This is a genomic window from Coprococcus sp. RTP31081st1_H1_RTP31081_211007, from assembly GCF_040227275.1.
Lineage (GTDB): Bacteria > Bacillota > Clostridia > Lachnospirales > Lachnospiraceae > Coprococcus > Coprococcus aceti.
On sequence record NZ_JBEHVP010000002.1, the window covers coordinates 490,841 to 508,568 of the forward strand.

Genomic DNA, 17,728 nt, shown 5'->3' on the forward strand with positions numbered 1-17,728 from the left:
TATATACTTCTACTGATCTGCGATGAGCACCTGCGGCTGAACCTTTCTGATGTTCCCCGCTCTGATAAATGCTACCACAGAGAATAACACGCTCATAAATACCAATGGTATAACCAGTGATATCACGCTTGTACTTAAATTAAAACTGTATATTCCAAATGATTCAAATCCTGCCTTGAAGAACGGCTTGCTGACGATAAGTGCCAGAACTATACCAAGCAGCGAACCCACAACTGCCGTCACGATAAAGCGGACCGCAAGCTGGCATCTGAGTCTGAAGGATGTAAATCCAAGTGCCTTGTATATTCCGATATCCTTCTGCTCACGCATGAGAACCTTGCCACACACGATTATGACCGTGACTATCACGAATACAGCCCCTAACATATATGTGAGCAATGTGAGTCCCTGTATTGCAATGTTGACTGTACCCGCCACTTCTTCAAAATCATCCTTTGCTGAATGTATTGAATACGTGATGCCCTGATTATCGCCATATCTCTTATCTATCTCCTGGATTATCGCATCACATTCATCAGTATTGTCAAGATCATAACATATTCCTTTGCCGCTCCATTCCTCCTCATCTGAACTGCTTTTGGCAGCTCCACTGACACCAGACTCACTTACGGTCTCTTCGCTGGCAAACTTACTATATGCAGCCTTACTAATTGCAAAGTTCTTGCCCATATCATTTGCCGAATCGTATATGCCGGAGATCACCATCTTCCTTGCCACGCCGCCGCGCTTGACTGTGACTGTGTCACCTACGTTCATGTGAAATCCATCAGCCACATACTGGGTTATCAGCACTTCATTGTCATATGTGCAGGTTCTTCCCTTTCTTATCGTGTTGATCATATCAGGGTCCTCCACTATATAACAATACATCTGCACATCATCGAACAGAAGGTACTCGCTGGACATTTGATATTTTCTATACGCTGTGTGTTCTGATATAACATTCTCTATATCCTTCTGCGTATCCTCATCGACAAACGAAGCAGTCAGGTCATACTTCGTGACTAAAAACATATCCGCCAGCATATTCTGTGAATTAAACCAGCGCATCATATCATTCATAAGTATCATGAACATGGCAAGTATAGCAGTCACTATGATGGCTGCGGCATACTGTTTCTTCTCAGATATAAACTGTCTGTATGCAAGACTCACACCAAGTTTCTTGCCTGAGACCGGAAGCTTCAGAACGCTTGAGAAATGCACACTGTCCCGTCCACCTCTTATCGCCTTTATAGGTGTGGCCTCGGATATTCTCCTTGTCTTCAACATGATAAATGCTGCTACCAGAAGCAGTATCGCCAATATGACACACAGCACAAGTCCTACATTAATATCAGACGGAACTTCAAGTCCTGAAGAAGATCTTGTGGCACTATTTATAATTTTTAGTATCGGAATGGCCAGTGGTATTCCAGCAAACAGTCCAGCCGCCACAGTGCACATATACCCGGCAAGCAACGCCAGCTTCACCGATGCATTTGTCATTCCGACCGCTTTGAGTATTCCTATGTTAACAAAATCCATGTCTATGCTGCTGCCGATGTTGTGTCCTAGAACTATCATAGCCGCCACCAGAAGCAGCACAACAAATATAAGCAGCACCGCGGAGAATACCTTTGTCATAAGAAGCATGTAGTTTCCCGCCTGCTCCTTTGATAAAGTTATCCAGCAATATGACGCGAAATCACTCACATTATTCAGTTCTCTCTCAAACTCCATCTCCGTGAGGTCCAGGCCCGGCTTTTTATCTATTATGATAAGCTTTGACAATTCAAAGGATCTCTTGTCATCTTCCAGTCCGCTTCTATTATCTTCCGCAGCCTTTGCCTTGAGATCCGCAAAATCCTCATCTGAGATCAATATCGTCTTTATTCCCATGACCGAAGATCCCATATATGGATCCTCGAAAAATGACGCAACTTTGAAGGTATAAGAACCGTTATCATTGCCCAGCTCGACTGTATCACCAATCTTGCAGTCATACATACTTATGAAACTGAACGGCACACTTACCTCACCTTTTTCAAGCCGGCGATCTGTCATTTTGTTATCCACATCATACTGATCATATGTGAGCACGCTGTCTGTATCATTCAAAACGAAGCTGCTGTTTCCGCCTTTTCCATTGCAGTCCTTAAGCAGCAGATATACAACATCTGCTGCTTTCACTTCCTGCACCGCATCACATTTGCCAATATTCTTTATTATCTTGTCTGCACTTGTTCCATAGGCATCCAGCCTGTTCTCCCCGTAAAGTGCGGCAAGCATACCTCCATAACCAACCTCTTCCATAGCTTCCGAATCATGCCTTATGGAATTCGTGTAGTAAGAAAGCACTGAACAGAATGCCAGAGAAATGATAAGCATAAGCACGAACACACTTATATGCACGCCCTTGTTTCTTCTCATATTTCCTCGAAGCACCATCATGATATATCTCATCCCGGCACCTCCTACCACTGCATGGAACCAAGCCATGCATCTATCTGGCTCTCACGGCTCTTGCGATCTTCTTCAATATATTGTGACAGCTTCAGCTCACCTATGATCCTTCCGTCCTCTATGTAGATGATCCTGTTCGCCCTGATAGCAGCCCTCACATCGTGGGTAACCATGAGTATGCTCTGTCCCTCCACGTTGAGCTCGGTGAGAAGATCCAGCACATCCTGGGTATTTCTGCGGTTTAATGCGCCTGTCGGCTCATCCGCGAAAAGGATACCCGGACTGTTGATGACCGCTCTGGCAATAGCGCCCCTCTGTGCCTCTCCGCCGGACACCTGTGCAGGAAGTCGGTCAGCAGCACTTTCTATATTCATCTTTTTTATGAGTTCATCAGCCCTGTTTTCAGTCTCTTTTGTTCTCGTATCCTTATTCATATAACCCGGCACAAGTATGTTCTCTCTAATGCTGAGGTTACTAACAAGATGTATCTGCTGAAACACAAATCCAAACTCATACACTCTGAGTTCTGCCATGCGCTTCTCATTGTATTCTGTTATATCCTCGCCATCATATATGACCTTTCCCGAAGTCGGTCTGTCCATCCCGGACAGACTGTAAAGCAGTGTGGATTTTCCCGAGCCTGACGCTCCCATGATGACTGTAAAATCTCCCTTATAGATATCCAGATCCATATTGTTGAGCACATGATTCTGCACGCCCTCACTGGAAAAGCTTTTGCAAAGGTCTCTTGCCTGAAGAATTATATCTGCCATTTTTCTCTCCTTTTTATAGTTGTAGCACGGGGGCATTCAGACATCCTCTACAGATCTTCACCTCGCCACCGTGCTACAACCATATCACCCTATTTATTAACAAGTCCTTAACAAACCTTTCTTGCTGCAAAATATAACACTGCCTCCAGGCCATCAGCATGATTTACAAGTTCCACATCTCCGCCCATTCTGTCCATGAGATAATGGACAATAAATAGTCCAAGGCCCGCTCCAGGTTCATCACCGGAGTTTTCCCCTCGATAAAACTTCTCATATATGAACGGCATGTCCTTATCCGGGATTCCTGTTCCATGATCCTTTATGGACAGCCTGTATACCATATCAGCGCCGCTCACATGGACATTCCTTGGAAGTTTTTCGGGCGATATACATTCCGTAACAATACTTATCTCTGTGTCTCTGGCATACTTAGCGGCATTTGACAGTATATTTTCTATCACCTGAACCACTCTTCCCGAATCTGAATGCTCAAGCACTGCCTCGGTTATATCTCCATTCACCACGATATCCATTCCGAGACCTATATCTGACAGGACCTGTTCCAGCAGAGGTTTTATCTCAACCTTATCACTCTTCACCACCAGTCTGTCCAGATCATGCAAGGAATGAATAAACATGTCATTCGTTATGGACGTAACCTCATCACATTTCTTCATGATGACCGACGCATACCTCTCCCTGCGCTCCTGGGTGGCATCCATATTCATGACCAATGCCTCCGCATATCCTCTTATGGATGCGATCGGAGTCTTTATATCATGTGACAGCGTGGCTATAACTGTCTTGTTGTTCTCTATCGCTTCCTGCTCTCTACGCCTTGCATGCACTATCTCCGTTCTCATATGGTCAAATGCCCACGTGAAGCTTCCGAACATATTTACCCGTCTGTACTTAAGTTTGGTGTCCATATCCCCTGCTGCCAGATGTGATGCATAATCCTCCAGCTCATCAAATGGCCTGAGAACACACACGTATATGTACAGGAATAATACAATCACAACACACAGGACAACAATATAAATGATCAATATATTTCTAAGTCCTGACTTGCCGGTATCTAGCTTTTGTTCCCTGAGTTCATTCATTACAGCGTCAAGCTTTTCGTCAGCATCTGTGGATCCCGAATCATACAGTTGTTTCACTTCATTCAGTTCCACTATATACTGCCCATATTCATCATCTTTTATCCGCCGTGTCTCGTCCTGCTTCTCCCTGTAGAACAGCCAGCCAAAAACTATGGTTATGGCGCACATGAACACGATCAGCATTTTTATTATATTGTTTCTTACTGAATGTCGTTTCATATAAACTCCCTATAGCTGCCAAGTGGACATCCACATTACAAGCTCATATTATCCTCACTGTCTTTGTCTATTCATTATCTCCCAGCACATATCCCGTTCCCCATACCGTACGGATAAGCTGCGGATGTGACGGATCTGTCTCAAGCTTTTCTCTGAGCCACCTCACATGCACCGCAACCGTGGATGGCTCCACATCACTGTACAGCCCCCACACGGCACTCATGATCTGTTCCTTTGTCAATACCCTGCCTCTGTTCTCCGCCATGTATACAAGCAGGTCAAATTCCTTCGGCTTCATATCCACATTACTTTTGTTTCTGCTCACAGTCCGTGCGTGCCTGTTGATCTCTATCTCGTTCCCGTCTGTGTTCAGGGTCAACATCTCAGACTTATTGTCATCAACACCATAAGTTCTCCTGAGTATCGAACGGATACGAGACATAAGCTCTTTCAGTGAATACGGCTTTGCGATATAGTCATCTCCACCCATATCAAGGCCATTCACCTTGTCATCCTCACTCGTCCTTGCACTTGCAAATATGATTGGCACCTGCGAAGTATGCCTGAGTTCTTTACAGAATGAGAAACCTGTACCATCGGGAAGATTGATATCCAGAAGTATGAGATCACATTTGTTATCTGTCAGCACTTCATATGCATCGTCTATGCTGGCTGCGTACAGAAAAGCATAGCCGTTGTCCTCCAGCATATCCTGTATCAGCATAGACAGATCAGCGTCATCATCCACTATAAGTATTGTTCTCTTGTCTGTATGCTTTTCTGTCATCCTATACCCTCCAATATCTTCACTGTAGACAATTCATATTATATGACTCTAAACTGCCCACATATCGTCTGTAATATCATCCACAAGCATTGCATACAGCCAACTATTTTTCTTTATTCACCAGCATGTCATATGTAACACCATACTTCTCCGCTATGTCACTGGCATATGATTTACCAGCAGGTGGCGCTATCTCGATCTTGTAAGATCTTTGTGAGCCCTCGTTGTGTACGATCAGCGAATATACCTTGCCCTCTGTACGCCCTTCATTCATCTCATCCACATCAAAGCCCAGCTTATGCATATGCGTGTTGTATATCGTTCTCGTTCCCTTTGTCAGAATAGCTCTCACGGAATCCCTGGCTATATAATAGCCCTCCTCAAATGATGTGGTTGAAAATGTCTCATTGAGAAGTATGAGACTGCGATCATTCGCACCGTCAAATATCTCCCTGAATCTCTTGCACTCCTCACCAAGTCTTCCAAGATCCAGGGTCTTGTCTTCGTCAGCAGGGAAATGTGTAAATACGCAGTCCACTGGAGCAAATTCAAATTCATCACCTGGGATATATATACCACCCTGAGCCAGTACAAAAAGCTGACCTATCGTCTGTGTTATGGTCGTCTTTCCACCCCTATTTGCTCCTGTCAGAATATACACTCTGTGCTCGCTATCAAAGTCCAGATCATTGGTCACTATGTGATCCGACTCCTCCGTATCAAATGCTGCAAGCTTGATATTGTATACGCCACGAGCCTTCATATAATATCTGCTCTTGGAATTGGCTTCCTTAGATGTACCTGCGTCCGGCTGATATGCAGAGTTCACAACCTTTGCCTTGGAAAATGCTGCGCCGCGTTTCTGCAGTTTTTCTATGTACTCAGCCCATCTTATATAGTAAGTGAGCTCAGGTATGAGATCCGTCATATCAGTTATGGTAATCGACACGTACTTATTTAACGTCTCCCTCATCCTCTTGACAATTCTTGTTATGAGCTTGGTGAATACCCTGTCTGTATACCGCGTAATATCTTTGGATTTGTCAGAATCAGGAATACCAACCATTCCTGCCGCCAAGTTATTTGCACCTCCAGTTACCACTCTTCCCTGAAGTTCCTGCTGAAATTTGGATAATGCTTCATTTACCGCATCTAACGGCTGAAATCTGAAGTCACTCTTAGCGTCGAGGTTGTCACTTATCTTATCTCTGGACATCAAATGACCGTAGAAATTGCTCAGCACACCGCCCCTCGTAAATTGCTTACTATTTACAGATATCAAGCCAACGCCATCAGCCTCATATCTGCTGTTCAGATTAATTCCTATAGTTATACTTCGAACCTCACCACTCACCTTTTTCAGCTCTGATATGTCCTTCTTCAGCTCACTGAAACCGTTGTCCTCATATATATTCTGAACATACTCCTTAAGACCTGTAAATCCCTCTGAATGCAAGTTTTTATCCTTCAGGCAGGAATATAACGAATCTACGCATTCTATATAATCGTCTATCTCATCAAGTCTGTGCATAAGATCCCATATACCTGAATTCTCATCATAATCGCGTTTAAAGCTGCCGTAATCCTTGAGAAAGCTTATCTTCCCAAGAATCTCCATCATGTCGTCTCTGAGTTTTTTATTTCCAATTATGTCGTCAAACACACCACCTCTGTACTTTGTAACAGATGGATCTGCATATATCCGTGACATAACTCCCATTATATAATTCTGTTCAGACTCATTTGCCGACAGTTGTCTGCATATCATATCAAGCCCAAGGTCATGCATGACCACAGGGCTCAGTACCCTAAATGAATACTCACCATCCGGTACCAGAAGACTGTATTTTCCTGTTGTATTTTTCCCCATATCTACACCTTTCAAGTAATGCCTAAAGCCTGTCAATCCAGCTCATACCATATATCTTCCGCCAAGCTCAATTCTAATTTCTGCCTATCACCTTCATATACGCTGAAACCATCTCCACGACACCGTCCACGCCGAGCTTCGCCTCATCAAGGCACAGGTCATAATGTCCTGAATATCCCCAGTTCTCTCCTGAGTAATAGTCATGATAGCTTCTTCGCTTGGCATCAGTCTCCTCCACAATACTCTTTGCCTTTGATTCTGATATGCCATGCTTGTCCATTATCCTCTTTATTCTGCTGTCTTTATCTCCGCACAGGAATATTCTCACTGCATCGTTCCTGTTCTTGAATGCAAAGTCCGAGGCTCTTCCCACTACAACGCCATCCTGTCCGTCAAGCAATCTCTCAAGTACCTCCTCCGGGGTCTTTCTTCTCTTCACGACAAAGTCATCTGACACCGACTGCATCATAGAATCTATAGCCTTCTCTCCAAAGAAAAACGGATATTTGTCATACACACCCTTCTCCTTTGCCAGCCTTATTATCTCTTTCTTTGTGTAACAGGCTATACCATATTTTGAGGCAAGTCTTGCTGCCACCTCATCGCCGTCACATCCACACTCTCTGCCTATTGTAATTATCATTCTGTGCACCTCCACTCGTCATTCTTATATAATAGAAATGTCTCATCTCTATAACTCATCAAACAATACACCCCCATTATATTACAATATAGCTGCAGCTGCATCCTATAACTTGCAATATCTACCTCTTTAGAATCCCCGTTCCATACATACGAAATGCTTATCAAAAAGATCACACTCTCCAACCGTTTCAAAACCAATCTTGGCGTATGTCGAAAGCGCCACCACATGTCCTTCTCTGACAAGTATATGAACGCCCTTCATGCCTCTGCTTTTCAGGACATCACAGGCATAGTTCATCATAGTCTTCGCAATTCCCTGTCCCTGCATATCCTTCCTGACGCACAGCCTTGAAAGTTCTCCCGATGGAGCCAGATCTGCTCTCCAGCACGTAAGTGCCTCAACAGCATCGTCGTGATCTATGGATATTGTGGCCACAATCTCTTCTTTGTCATTCTTCATAACAAACAGATCCTCATTCTTCAGGTCAAATGCTATGGTATTCTCGTCAGGATAATTCTCGCTCCACTCACATGGTCCGCCTATCATGGCGTGATAGAGTGAGAGCAGTTCTTCTTTGTCTTTTGGTGTTGCATTTATTATCTTCATATGTCTGATCCTCTTTCTAAAAATGATTACAACAAATCAAGCAGTTCTTTATTGTATATACTATCATCCAGTTCTGGTTCATTCCAATCTGACGCACACATCTCTGAGAATCTTAGAACTGCATTAGCTATCTTAAAATCATCCTCATCTGTACTAAGCAATAGTTTTAACATCGTATATATTTTATTACAAACATCAATATTAATTGCTTTCATACAACTATCCGGTATACCTCTAAAATAGTCTTCCCCTTCGCATTCCCCCGCATGTACATCCTCTATCTTTCCATTTCTGTATACAGCCACACTTAATGCTTTTGCCAACCTTTTCAACACAATATCTCGTATAATTCCTTTTCTTTCAATAAATTTTATTTCTTCATCCGTTTTTAATTTCTTAATCTCGTTTACTACTTCTTTTTCATACAAACTGTATATAGTTTCAAATACCATTATCTTCATACCTCATTATTGTCAATCTATTGTTAATCATAAAGTAATCTATCACTTTCTTTTTAAACGTATCGATTTCGGTCCCTTTAAGATGAATAATATTTTTCTCACTCCACTATTCCCTCACCGTATCCTGTGAAAAAATACTCCTTAAGCAGAGTTATTATCACCTTCTGGCTCTCCCTGCTATGTGTGATTGCATAGTATCTTCTGCCAAACTTCGCTTTCCGCTCTTCCTCACGAATTCCAATCTCCGCCCCTTTTGAGGTAACCCGCTTCGTCTTGCTGCCATCATCCATGTCCAGTTCTTCAATGTAGCCATTTTGCTGTAGCAGACCATTGATAAATGCCGCTGTCAGCTTTTTCATGCCTGTGATTCCCTGTTTCTGATTCAGTTCATTTATACGATTCGCCAGCTCAGAAACAATACATTCATCGACGATCTCCACATCATCAAGCATGTTCGGATCAATATAGAACTCTTTCTTCCTGACTGTTTTCTCTTTTCTGCGCTGCTTTTCCGATTCCACACCTTGTGTCCCTAAGTCACCAGAATTGTCAGAATCCAAAGCTTCCGCTTTCATGCTCTCCACATATTCCGTATGTGCAAGGCAGAATTCGTCTATAATCTCTGCAAATGTCTCTCCATAACTCTCCGTCTTCTGCACTCCCATACCATATACGTTCTTCATATCCTCACTGTTTCTCGGCAACTTAATGCACATATCCTTGAGAGTCTTATCCGAACAAATGATAAATGGCGGCACATTCTGCTTCCTTGCGAGCTCCAGGCGTCCAGCCCGGAGAAGTTCAAACAGTTCCATTCCCTCATCTGTCAGATCAGCCATCACCGCCATCTTTTTCACAGCACGTTTGTCTGTTATGTATGACTGCTCAGTCTCTTCCTCCGTCACAACACAATTACTGCATTTGTCACATGTGCAAGGGCTTTCATCTCCAAAATACCTCAGTATATACTGTCTCAGGCACTGATCCGTTTCACAATAACGTATCATTTGATTCAGCTTCCGCTGGTCATTTGCCCGCAGTTCATCATCGTCTATGCCTGCATTTGCAGAACTGACCTTATGTTCCAGCAAACGCTTGTTTATCATGATATCCTGCTTTGAGAAGAACAGTACGCACTCCGCTTCCTCACCATCACGTCCGGCTCTTCCAGCCTCCTGATAGTAATACTCAAGGCTCTGCGGCATATTATAATGAAGCACATACCTCACATTTGACTTATCAATACCCATGCCAAATGCATTTGTCGCCACCATCACACTGAGCCTGTCATATGTAAAATCCTCCTGACTCCTCTTGCGCTCCTCCATCGATAATCCGGCATGATACCGACCTGCAGATATTCCATGTGCCACCAACAATTCGTGTACCTTCTCCACATTCTTCTTGGTAGCACAATATATGATCCCGCTCTCTCCCTCATGTCTCTTGACATAGTTCAATACACTGTTGTCCGTATCACGTCCGCCTTTCCTGTTCACAACCTTGAAGAACAGATTCGGTCTGTCAAATCCTGTGACAATCGTGACAGGAGATTCAAGTCTAAGATTCTGGACGATATCCCGCCTTACTATATCTGTTGCTGTAGCGGTAAACGCACTCACAACAGGGCGCACTGGCAGCTTATCTATAAAATCCGCTATTTCCAGATAGCTTGGTCTGAAATCCTGTCCCCACTGGGATATGCAATGAGCCTCATCAACTGTCACCATTGCAAGACTTGCCTTGCCGGCAAAATCCAGAAACTGCGCAGTGCCAAGTCTCTCCGGGGTAACATACATGAGTGTATATCTGCCCTGTCCGGCATATTCCAAAGCTTTTCTGATCTGTCCTTCTGTCAATGTACTATTGATATACGCAGCGTGAACTCCCGCCTGGTTCAGTGCCTTAACCTGATCTACCATAAGTGATATTAGCGGTGAGATAACTATCGTCACTCCCCTCCCGGCGGATTCCATCATCAAAGCCGGCAATTGATAACAAAGCGACTTACCTGCTCCGGTTGGCATAATTCCAAGCACATCCCTTCCTGCAAGTATTCCATCTATAAGCTCCTGCTGTCCTGATCTCAGACTGTCATATCCAAAATAGTGTTTTAATGTCTCCTGTAAATTCAATCTATATCCTTCCTCAATATAACTGTTGACTTTTCCTGTAGCATGTTTTATTCTTATTCCATTAAGAAATGGGTTTTCTACTGAGTAAGGTCATCTGACTGGAAAAGGTTGCCCGTTTCTTTTTTTATATTCATAATATCGTATAAATATTTTTTTCCATCCTCACTATGCCTTATAATCATTGCCACATGATAAACATTATATCTTATTACTTCTCTACGCTCACTGTACACAGGCAAAGCAAAGCGGGATTCATACCTATACCAGCCATATTTTGCATCCTTTTCATGCTTTTTCTTTGAATTTTTTGTATGCCGTTTTTCTGTTGCAATTTCAATAAGCTCTGGTATTCCCTGGGCAGCGTTCGCTTTTGCCTTAGCATTTGCCCCTTTCAATACTCTGGTATATTCTGAATGTGCATACTCATCAGGCAAATCAGCCCCTATATAAATCTCATCTTCCGTATCTGAAATCCAATAAAATTCTCCAACAAATCTTTTTAAATATGCTTCCACATCGTTCCACTTTATTGATTGCTTACCCATAAAAATAATATCATTGATAAACACAATATTATTCCCATCCACATCCTGTATAACGGCAACATTTCTCTGTGGTGTCCCGGTCGCTTTTCTCTCTGTCTTGTCAATAAGCTCCATATATCTGAGCATATGCTTTCTCACATAATTATCCGATCTGCGATAACACTCAATGAGATATTTCTCATCAGCACTATAATCGACGCTGCTGTTCTCAGCCCCGTCTTCTCCAAGAAGCTCTGCCAATGACATGTCAAGTGCCTTACAGATAACAACCAGCTTGTCCGCCTGTGGATTGATCTTCTTCTTTTTCCAGTCATTTATCGTGCTGGTTGAAATCCCCGTTCGCCTCGAAAGCTCTGACTGGCTCATACTCAGTTCGTCAAGCCTTGCAAATATCTTCTCATATACCTTCAAAATATGTCCCCCTGCTTCTTCCGACTTTTCGGACATTGTATCATATATTCACCCTTGCTGCAATATCTACAGCAAGATCGGACCTGTATGTGAATCTTACGGTCGCACCGTGCTGGTAATCGGCGGGGAAAAAGCTCTAGCTGCCGCCTACCAAAAGATAGCTGCGGCTGTCGCCAAGACGAAACTTACTATAATTGGAAAGGAACTGTTCGGAGCAGACTGTACCTACGACAATGTGGAGCGTCTTCGCGCACTCCCTGTCTATCAGCAGGCCGACATGGTATTTGGAGTCGGTGGCGGCAAGGCACTGGACACAGTCAAATGCCTGTGCATAACTGACGACAAACCCGTATTTACATTTCCAACCATCGCATCCAACTGCTCTGCCTGTACATCGGTATCCATCATGTACAATCCGGATGGCACATTTTTGAAGCCGCACTTCTTTATAAGACCGGCCATGCATGCGTTCATAGACACCGAGATAATCGCCAAGGCGCCAAGCTGCTATATGTGGGCCGGCATAGGTGACACCTATGCGAAATACTACGAATCGACCATATCCTCCAGGGATGAACGCCTGGAACATTTCACATCGATTGGAGTTGCCGTAAGCCGTATGTGCCGGGATCCACTGCTGTCCTACGGGCCCAAAGCATTTGCCGATCATCAGAAAGGGCTGTGCACGTATGACGTTGAACAGGTCATCCTCTCCATAGTGGTGACCACCGGCATTGCCTCTATCTTCCTCACAAAGGACTGCACCCCGGACTACAACAGCGGTCTGGCCCACGCCATATTCTATGCGCTGACCAATTACCCTGTCATAGAGAAAAATCATCTTCACGGTGAAGTTGTAGGATTTGGCGTCCTGATCGCACTTATTGTTGATGGACAAATGGATGAATTCGAGAAAGTATACGAGCTCAACAAAGCCATACATCTCCCGGTATGCCTGAATGACATAGAGATCACGGAAGAAGAGTGGGAAGAAACCATGAATCGCATACCGGATATGTCCGATGTGGCACATTATCCATACAAGGTGACAAGAGATATGCTGGTCAAGGCTATGAACGAACTTGATATGAGGAACAAAGAATAAGCTGATATTCAATGACAGGAGAATCACATAATGGAGAAATCAACGCAGTCGAAAAGTAAATATTCCATAATATTAGGAGTTGCCTTTGTGTGGTTCACCACCCACTTTGGCGGCGGCTTCGCATCAGGCGCCCAGATATACAGCTACTATGTACGCTATGGAGTCTGGTGTCTCATCACGCCAGCCATCGCCATGATCTACAATGCGGTATTCTTCGCATACTGCCTGTATTTTGCAAGAAAACACGAAGTCTATGACTACCGTTCATACAACAATGCCCTCTATGGCAGATTTGCCCCTGTATTCTCAAATCTCTTCGAAGTGCTGTACATCTGTGTCATGTGTGTCGCACCTGCAGTGGCATTTGCTACAGGCGGCGCGACCTTGAGCACTCTGACAGGTCTGCCATATCTTGTCTGTACACTCGTCATAGGCGTATTTATATTCATAGTTGCCATATTCGGAACTGACCTGGTGCGCAGAGTTGCATCCGTTTTATCCATATGCATCATCGTCGGACTGCTCATCGTGTACATTCCGAATATCATCGCGAGCTCACATGAGATCAGCCAGACCGCATCGACCATGAACTCCGACGCATTTCCTCTTGGCAAGGCACTTTACTCCGCATTCCTGTACGGGACTTTCCAGCTTGCAAATGTAGCTGTATTCGTGCAGCATGCCAGATCATTTGACAAACCGAAGGACGCGGTAAAAAGCATGGGAATAGGATGCGTGATAAATATAATCATGATGACCGTTGTCGTTCTTGGAATAATGACTGTGGCATCAAATCCTGACATGGCAAAACAGAGTGTGCCTACTCTGTTCATGGTTCAAAGCGGCGTGGGCAGTCGATTCCTGACACCGCTCATCTCCGTTCTTATAATACTAGGTGCCGTGTCCACTGCGGTGAATATGGTAGCCGCAATGGTCGCAAGAATTTGCAATAAAAAACCTGCTAAACCTGCCATCAGTCCTGCTGCAGGCTCAGCCCGAATAACCCGCAAAGAGATCATAGCTGCGCTGATCTGCTGCCTTGCCGACTTTGGAATTGCGCAGTTCGGCCTGCTGACACTCATCCAGAAGGCTTACAGTTTCCTAGCCTATCTGGCAATTCCTGTTATTCTGATTCCTTATGTAGTCAGGATGATATGGGAAAGGACTAAGAAATAGCCTCCAGAAAAAGCATTGCTTCAATCGCCGGTGTCTTTGATGCATATTCGACATTCTCTATGCCATTGGTAAGCAACAGCCGTTCCCAAAGCTTAGGATAATTGGAGAAATCAAATGTATTGTCATCCAGTATCACGTATTCATCTATCTCAGGATGCTCCGCCAGATGGCTCTGGATACCCTCACCTCTGCCAACCCAGACATCGGTTGTCTTTCCAGACAGGCTTAGTCCAAATTTGCCCAGCATAGATACAAGATATGAGAAGTCATCCCCGTCTTCTCTCATAAGCTTCCAATCAGAAGTCAGAACGATTGCTGCATCGCCAAACTGTTTTAACGCCTTTTTCAGCAGCCTCACTCTGGACTCGTCTATCCCGGTTCTTCCACTCGGCGCTCCCACAACTGTCGTCCGGGTATTCAATACACCATCTATGTCCAGAAACAATGCAAAACTCATATGGCTTCTCCTTTCTTGTGAATGCCAGCACATATATAATGCGCTGGCATTTACCATTTATAAATCTCCCTTATCAAGATCAACTTATATCATATACACTTCTAAGCCTCAGCTTATCCACACTTCCACTTATAACCTTTACAGTCTTTGAATCTGCATTCAGGTCAAAATAATTATCCGACAGGATCAGATCCTCATTCTGGTTCAGGATCTCCACACTCTTCGCATAAGCATCCGCACTGACTGTGATATAGTCGCCATCCACTGTCGCCTGCAAATGAGGCTCCTCGTAGCAGAAATATTTCGGATATGAGAATATGACAGTCCCCTCTGATATTACCTGTCCTTTCATACTTGCCTGATAGCTCACATACTGGTGGTAAATGTCGATACCAGGAAGTTCAACCTTGTCAAGCCATACGCTCGTCAGCGCTGGCGCAGTGATCTCTTCCTCGTGGGATTCAAGAACACGAGCTGACGCGTCCCTCAACTGCCAGGACACAAGTATTTTCTCTGTGTTCATGGTTTCATTTGCCACACAGAGGCGTATGGACTTCGGGAATTCAAATGGGAGTCTCACCAGCTCCTGTCCGCTTCCAAGCATGCCCTCCTCTTCACAGGAGATCATGATCGGAGCAAAGAAACGTCTTGCATAGTAGTGAAGTGCCTTTAAGCGCTGGCAGTAATCCACACTGGACCAGGATGCAACCGGCCAGCAGTCGTTGAACTGCCAGTACACTGCTCCCATGCACCTGTCATCATTTCTGTTTCTTCGAAAATGCTCGACGCCATACCTGATAGCATCCGCCTGCAGAAGCTGCGATGCGTAGATAACCGTCTCGAAATCAGATGGATATCTATATGTCTGTTGCATATAATTCATTATCTTTCCATTTGCCGAGCCATTTCTCTGATGCCGCTCCATAATGTATGAAAAGATATTCATATCACGCTCATCATCCGTAAATGTCTCAACAGTCTTCTTTGAAGGAAATGACTGGAAACCGAATTCGGAAAGATATCTGAAGCAAAACTTTCTGTACTCAGAAAATGGCTTATCACCATGCCACACAGCCCAATAATGCACATCTCCGCGGTTCTCGTCTCTCGGATCATCAAATGAACCACCTGAGGACGGGCTCGCTGGCCAATAAAATACCTGTGGAGCATACTGCTTCATGATCTGCGGGAGAATTCGCTCGTACATAATAATATAGTCCCGAACCTCGCTGTCCTTGCTCACCCATTTTCTCTCCTTAACAAACTGCTCCATCTCATTATTGCCACACATAAGTCCGAGTGACGCATGATGACGGATCCTCTTTAAGTTGTCAATAAATTCCGCGGTGATATTTGCCTCAAATTCTGGTGTGAGATCGTAGACAGCACACGCAAACATGAAATCCTGCCACACCACAAGTCCCATCTCATCACACATATCATAGAACCAATCGTCAGGATAATATCCACCGCCCCACACTCTTATAGAATTGAAGTTCGCAAATACCGCCTTCTCAAGCAGAGTCCTTGTAGTCTCAGGTGTCACACGTCCAAGAAGATGATCCTCCGGAATGTAATCGGCACCCATGGCAAATATATTTACGTCGTTTACGCAGGTGGCAAAGCTCTCACCCCATTTGTCCTTTGTGCGGTCCATGGTTATTGTCCGCAGGCCGATCTTTCTCGTCCAGTTGTCAACCACCGTACCATCATCTTTCACAAGGTCAACGGAAACAGTATAAAGGTTCTGCTCACCATACCCACGAGGCCACCAGAGCTGTGGGTTGTCTATATGTATATTCTTCGTGATATCTTCATTTAATATTCTATTTATAATTTCGTTTCCAACCGGATCTACTACTCTAACGTTTGCACTCAGCTGTCCCGTCTCTGATCCAGAACCAATATACTTCCGGGCAAATTCTATCTCCGGCTTTATATCAAGTTCCACTGAGTCCTGATCATGATGCTGCAGGATTTCAACAGAATCTATCCGTGCGGTATCAATTCCAAGCAAGCTGACCGGCCGCCATATTCCTGCATCTGGAAGGTGAGCGCCCCAGTCCCAGCCAAACATGCAGTGAGCTTTTCTGATATGTACAAATCCGTTCATGGCATCCTCGGTTCCCCGTGTTGGAGCCTTCGCAAATGCATCTGCGATGAACTTTGTCGGCGAATAAAAATATACACTTAATATATTATCCGACTGCTTCAGGGTATCCTTTACCGAATACTCCCATGTCCTGTGCATATTGTCGGCGTGTCCAAGCTTCACACCATTTAGCGTGATATCCGCAATGGTGTCCAGCCCTTCAAACCGAAGGATAACCTCATCCGATCCCAGCAGCTCATCATCACACGAAAAGCTGGTGCGGTACTCATAATCGTAATCCATCAGCTTCAGTGCTTCTATCTCATTGTCCTTCCAGAATGGATCTTCCATCTTGCCCGCCTGCAGCAGATCCCCATACACCGATCCCGGCACTGTCGCAATGATCCAATCGTCATCGCCTACGCGATGCATTTCCCAACTGTTGTTTACATCAATTTTTTTCATTTTTTCTCCACGGGGACGTTCCTACTACAGCATCTTCTCTGTCCACTCTTTTTCTTTAAATCCAGTCAGCATGAAACCTTCAGCAACGACAAGCGGTCTCTTCACCAACATGCCATTTGTCGCAAGAAGCTGCAACTGCTCATCCTCGCTCATGTCCGGAAGCTTGTCCTTCAGTTTCATCTCCTTATACAGCATGCCGCTCGTATTGAAGAATCTCTTGAGCGGAAGTCCACTCCTACCATACCATTTCTTAAGCTCATCATATGTAGGATTATCATCCACAATGTGGCGCTCCGTGTATTCGATCTTATTCTCGTCCAGCCATTTCTTTGCCTTCTGGCAGGTTGAACACTTTGGGTAACATATAAATTCCATGATTATCCTCCTTTTCTATTTAGCTTATTGATG

Annotated in this window: 15 protein-coding genes; 2 read left to right on the forward strand and 13 right to left on the reverse strand. The window is 44.3% G+C overall.

Features of this window, described 5'->3' with window-relative positions; genetic code table 11:
- Positions 1–9: 9 nt before the first annotated feature.
- The 10 genes from ABUA31_RS06350 to ABUA31_RS06395 all read right to left on the reverse strand — a co-directional run bounded on the left by ABUA31_RS06350 (position 10) and on the right by ABUA31_RS06395 (position 12,025).
- A complete protein-coding gene (locus ABUA31_RS06350) occupies positions 10–2,466 on the reverse strand; it encodes an ABC transporter permease (RefSeq protein ID WP_349818962.1) in 2,457 nt (818 codons plus the stop codon).
- Positions 2,467–2,477: 11 nt separating this feature from the next.
- The gene (locus ABUA31_RS06355; RefSeq protein WP_015534679.1) at positions 2,478–3,239 is read right to left on the reverse strand and encodes an ABC transporter ATP-binding protein; all 762 of its coding nucleotides are present in this window, start codon (positions 3,237–3,239) and stop codon (positions 2,478–2,480) included.
- Between the two features lie 107 nt (positions 3,240–3,346).
- Positions 3,347–4,564 carry a HAMP domain-containing sensor histidine kinase gene (locus ABUA31_RS06360; protein ID WP_349818963.1) on the reverse strand — a complete coding sequence of 406 codons (1,218 nt, stop codon included), beginning with the start codon at positions 4,562–4,564 and terminating at the stop codon, positions 3,347–3,349.
- A gap of 67 nt (positions 4,565–4,631) precedes the next feature.
- The gene (locus tag ABUA31_RS06365; protein ID WP_349093215.1) at positions 4,632–5,351 is read right to left on the reverse strand and encodes a response regulator transcription factor; all 720 of its coding nucleotides are present in this window, start codon (positions 5,349–5,351) and stop codon (positions 4,632–4,634) included.
- A gap of 103 nt (positions 5,352–5,454) precedes the next feature.
- Entirely contained in the window at positions 5,455–7,221 is a 1,767-nt protein-coding gene (locus ABUA31_RS06370; RefSeq protein WP_349818964.1) for a MutS-related protein, read from the reverse strand.
- Positions 7,222–7,294: 73 nt separating this feature from the next.
- Positions 7,295–7,864, reverse strand: coding sequence for a cytidylate kinase-like family protein (locus ABUA31_RS06375; protein WP_022216825.1), 570 nt, complete (start codon positions 7,862–7,864; stop codon positions 7,295–7,297).
- A 129-nt stretch (positions 7,865–7,993) separates the two neighbouring features.
- The gene (locus ABUA31_RS06380; protein WP_004851846.1) at positions 7,994–8,473 is read right to left on the reverse strand and encodes a GNAT family N-acetyltransferase; all 480 of its coding nucleotides are present in this window, start codon (positions 8,471–8,473) and stop codon (positions 7,994–7,996) included.
- Positions 8,474–8,499: 26 nt separating this feature from the next.
- Entirely contained in the window at positions 8,500–8,934 is a 435-nt protein-coding gene (locus tag ABUA31_RS06385) for a hypothetical protein (protein ID WP_133300880.1), read from the reverse strand.
- A gap of 98 nt (positions 8,935–9,032) precedes the next feature.
- Positions 9,033–11,069, reverse strand: coding sequence for a RecQ family ATP-dependent DNA helicase (locus tag ABUA31_RS06390; protein WP_349818965.1), 2,037 nt, complete (start codon positions 11,067–11,069; stop codon positions 9,033–9,035).
- Positions 11,070–11,146: 77 nt separating this feature from the next.
- Positions 11,147–12,025: a helix-turn-helix domain-containing protein gene (locus ABUA31_RS06395; protein ID WP_349818966.1), complete on the reverse strand. Its 879-nt coding sequence runs from the start codon at positions 12,023–12,025 to the stop codon at positions 11,147–11,149.
- A gap of 76 nt (positions 12,026–12,101) precedes the next feature.
- Here ABUA31_RS06395 and ABUA31_RS06400 point away from each other — a divergent pair, with 76 nt between their 5' ends.
- Positions 12,102–13,130 carry an iron-containing alcohol dehydrogenase family protein gene (locus tag ABUA31_RS06400; RefSeq protein ID WP_334296676.1) on the forward strand — a complete coding sequence of 343 codons (1,029 nt, stop codon included), beginning with the start codon at positions 12,102–12,104 and terminating at the stop codon, positions 13,128–13,130.
- 30 nt (positions 13,131–13,160) lie between these two features.
- Positions 13,161–14,306: a YkvI family membrane protein gene (locus ABUA31_RS06405; protein ID WP_349818967.1), complete on the forward strand. Its 1,146-nt coding sequence runs from the start codon at positions 13,161–13,163 to the stop codon at positions 14,304–14,306.
- Here ABUA31_RS06405 and ABUA31_RS06410 read toward each other — a convergent pair.
- The 3 genes from ABUA31_RS06410 to ABUA31_RS06420 all read right to left on the reverse strand — a co-directional run bounded on the left by ABUA31_RS06410 (position 14,296) and on the right by ABUA31_RS06420 (position 17,695).
- Positions 14,296–14,763, reverse strand: a complete 468-nt coding sequence (locus tag ABUA31_RS06410; RefSeq protein ID WP_349818968.1) for an HAD domain-containing protein — start codon at positions 14,761–14,763, stop codon at positions 14,296–14,298. The two genes, ABUA31_RS06405 and ABUA31_RS06410, sit on opposite strands and share 11 nt — an antisense overlap.
- Before the next feature lie 79 nt (positions 14,764–14,842).
- Positions 14,843–17,320: a beta-mannosidase gene (locus ABUA31_RS06415; RefSeq protein WP_349818969.1), complete on the reverse strand. Its 2,478-nt coding sequence runs from the start codon at positions 17,318–17,320 to the stop codon at positions 14,843–14,845.
- A 24-nt stretch (positions 17,321–17,344) separates the two neighbouring features.
- On the reverse strand, positions 17,345–17,695 hold the full coding sequence (locus ABUA31_RS06420) for an arsenate reductase family protein (protein WP_015534671.1): 351 nt from the start codon (positions 17,693–17,695) through the stop codon (positions 17,345–17,347).
- Positions 17,696–17,728: the final 33 nt, after the last annotated feature.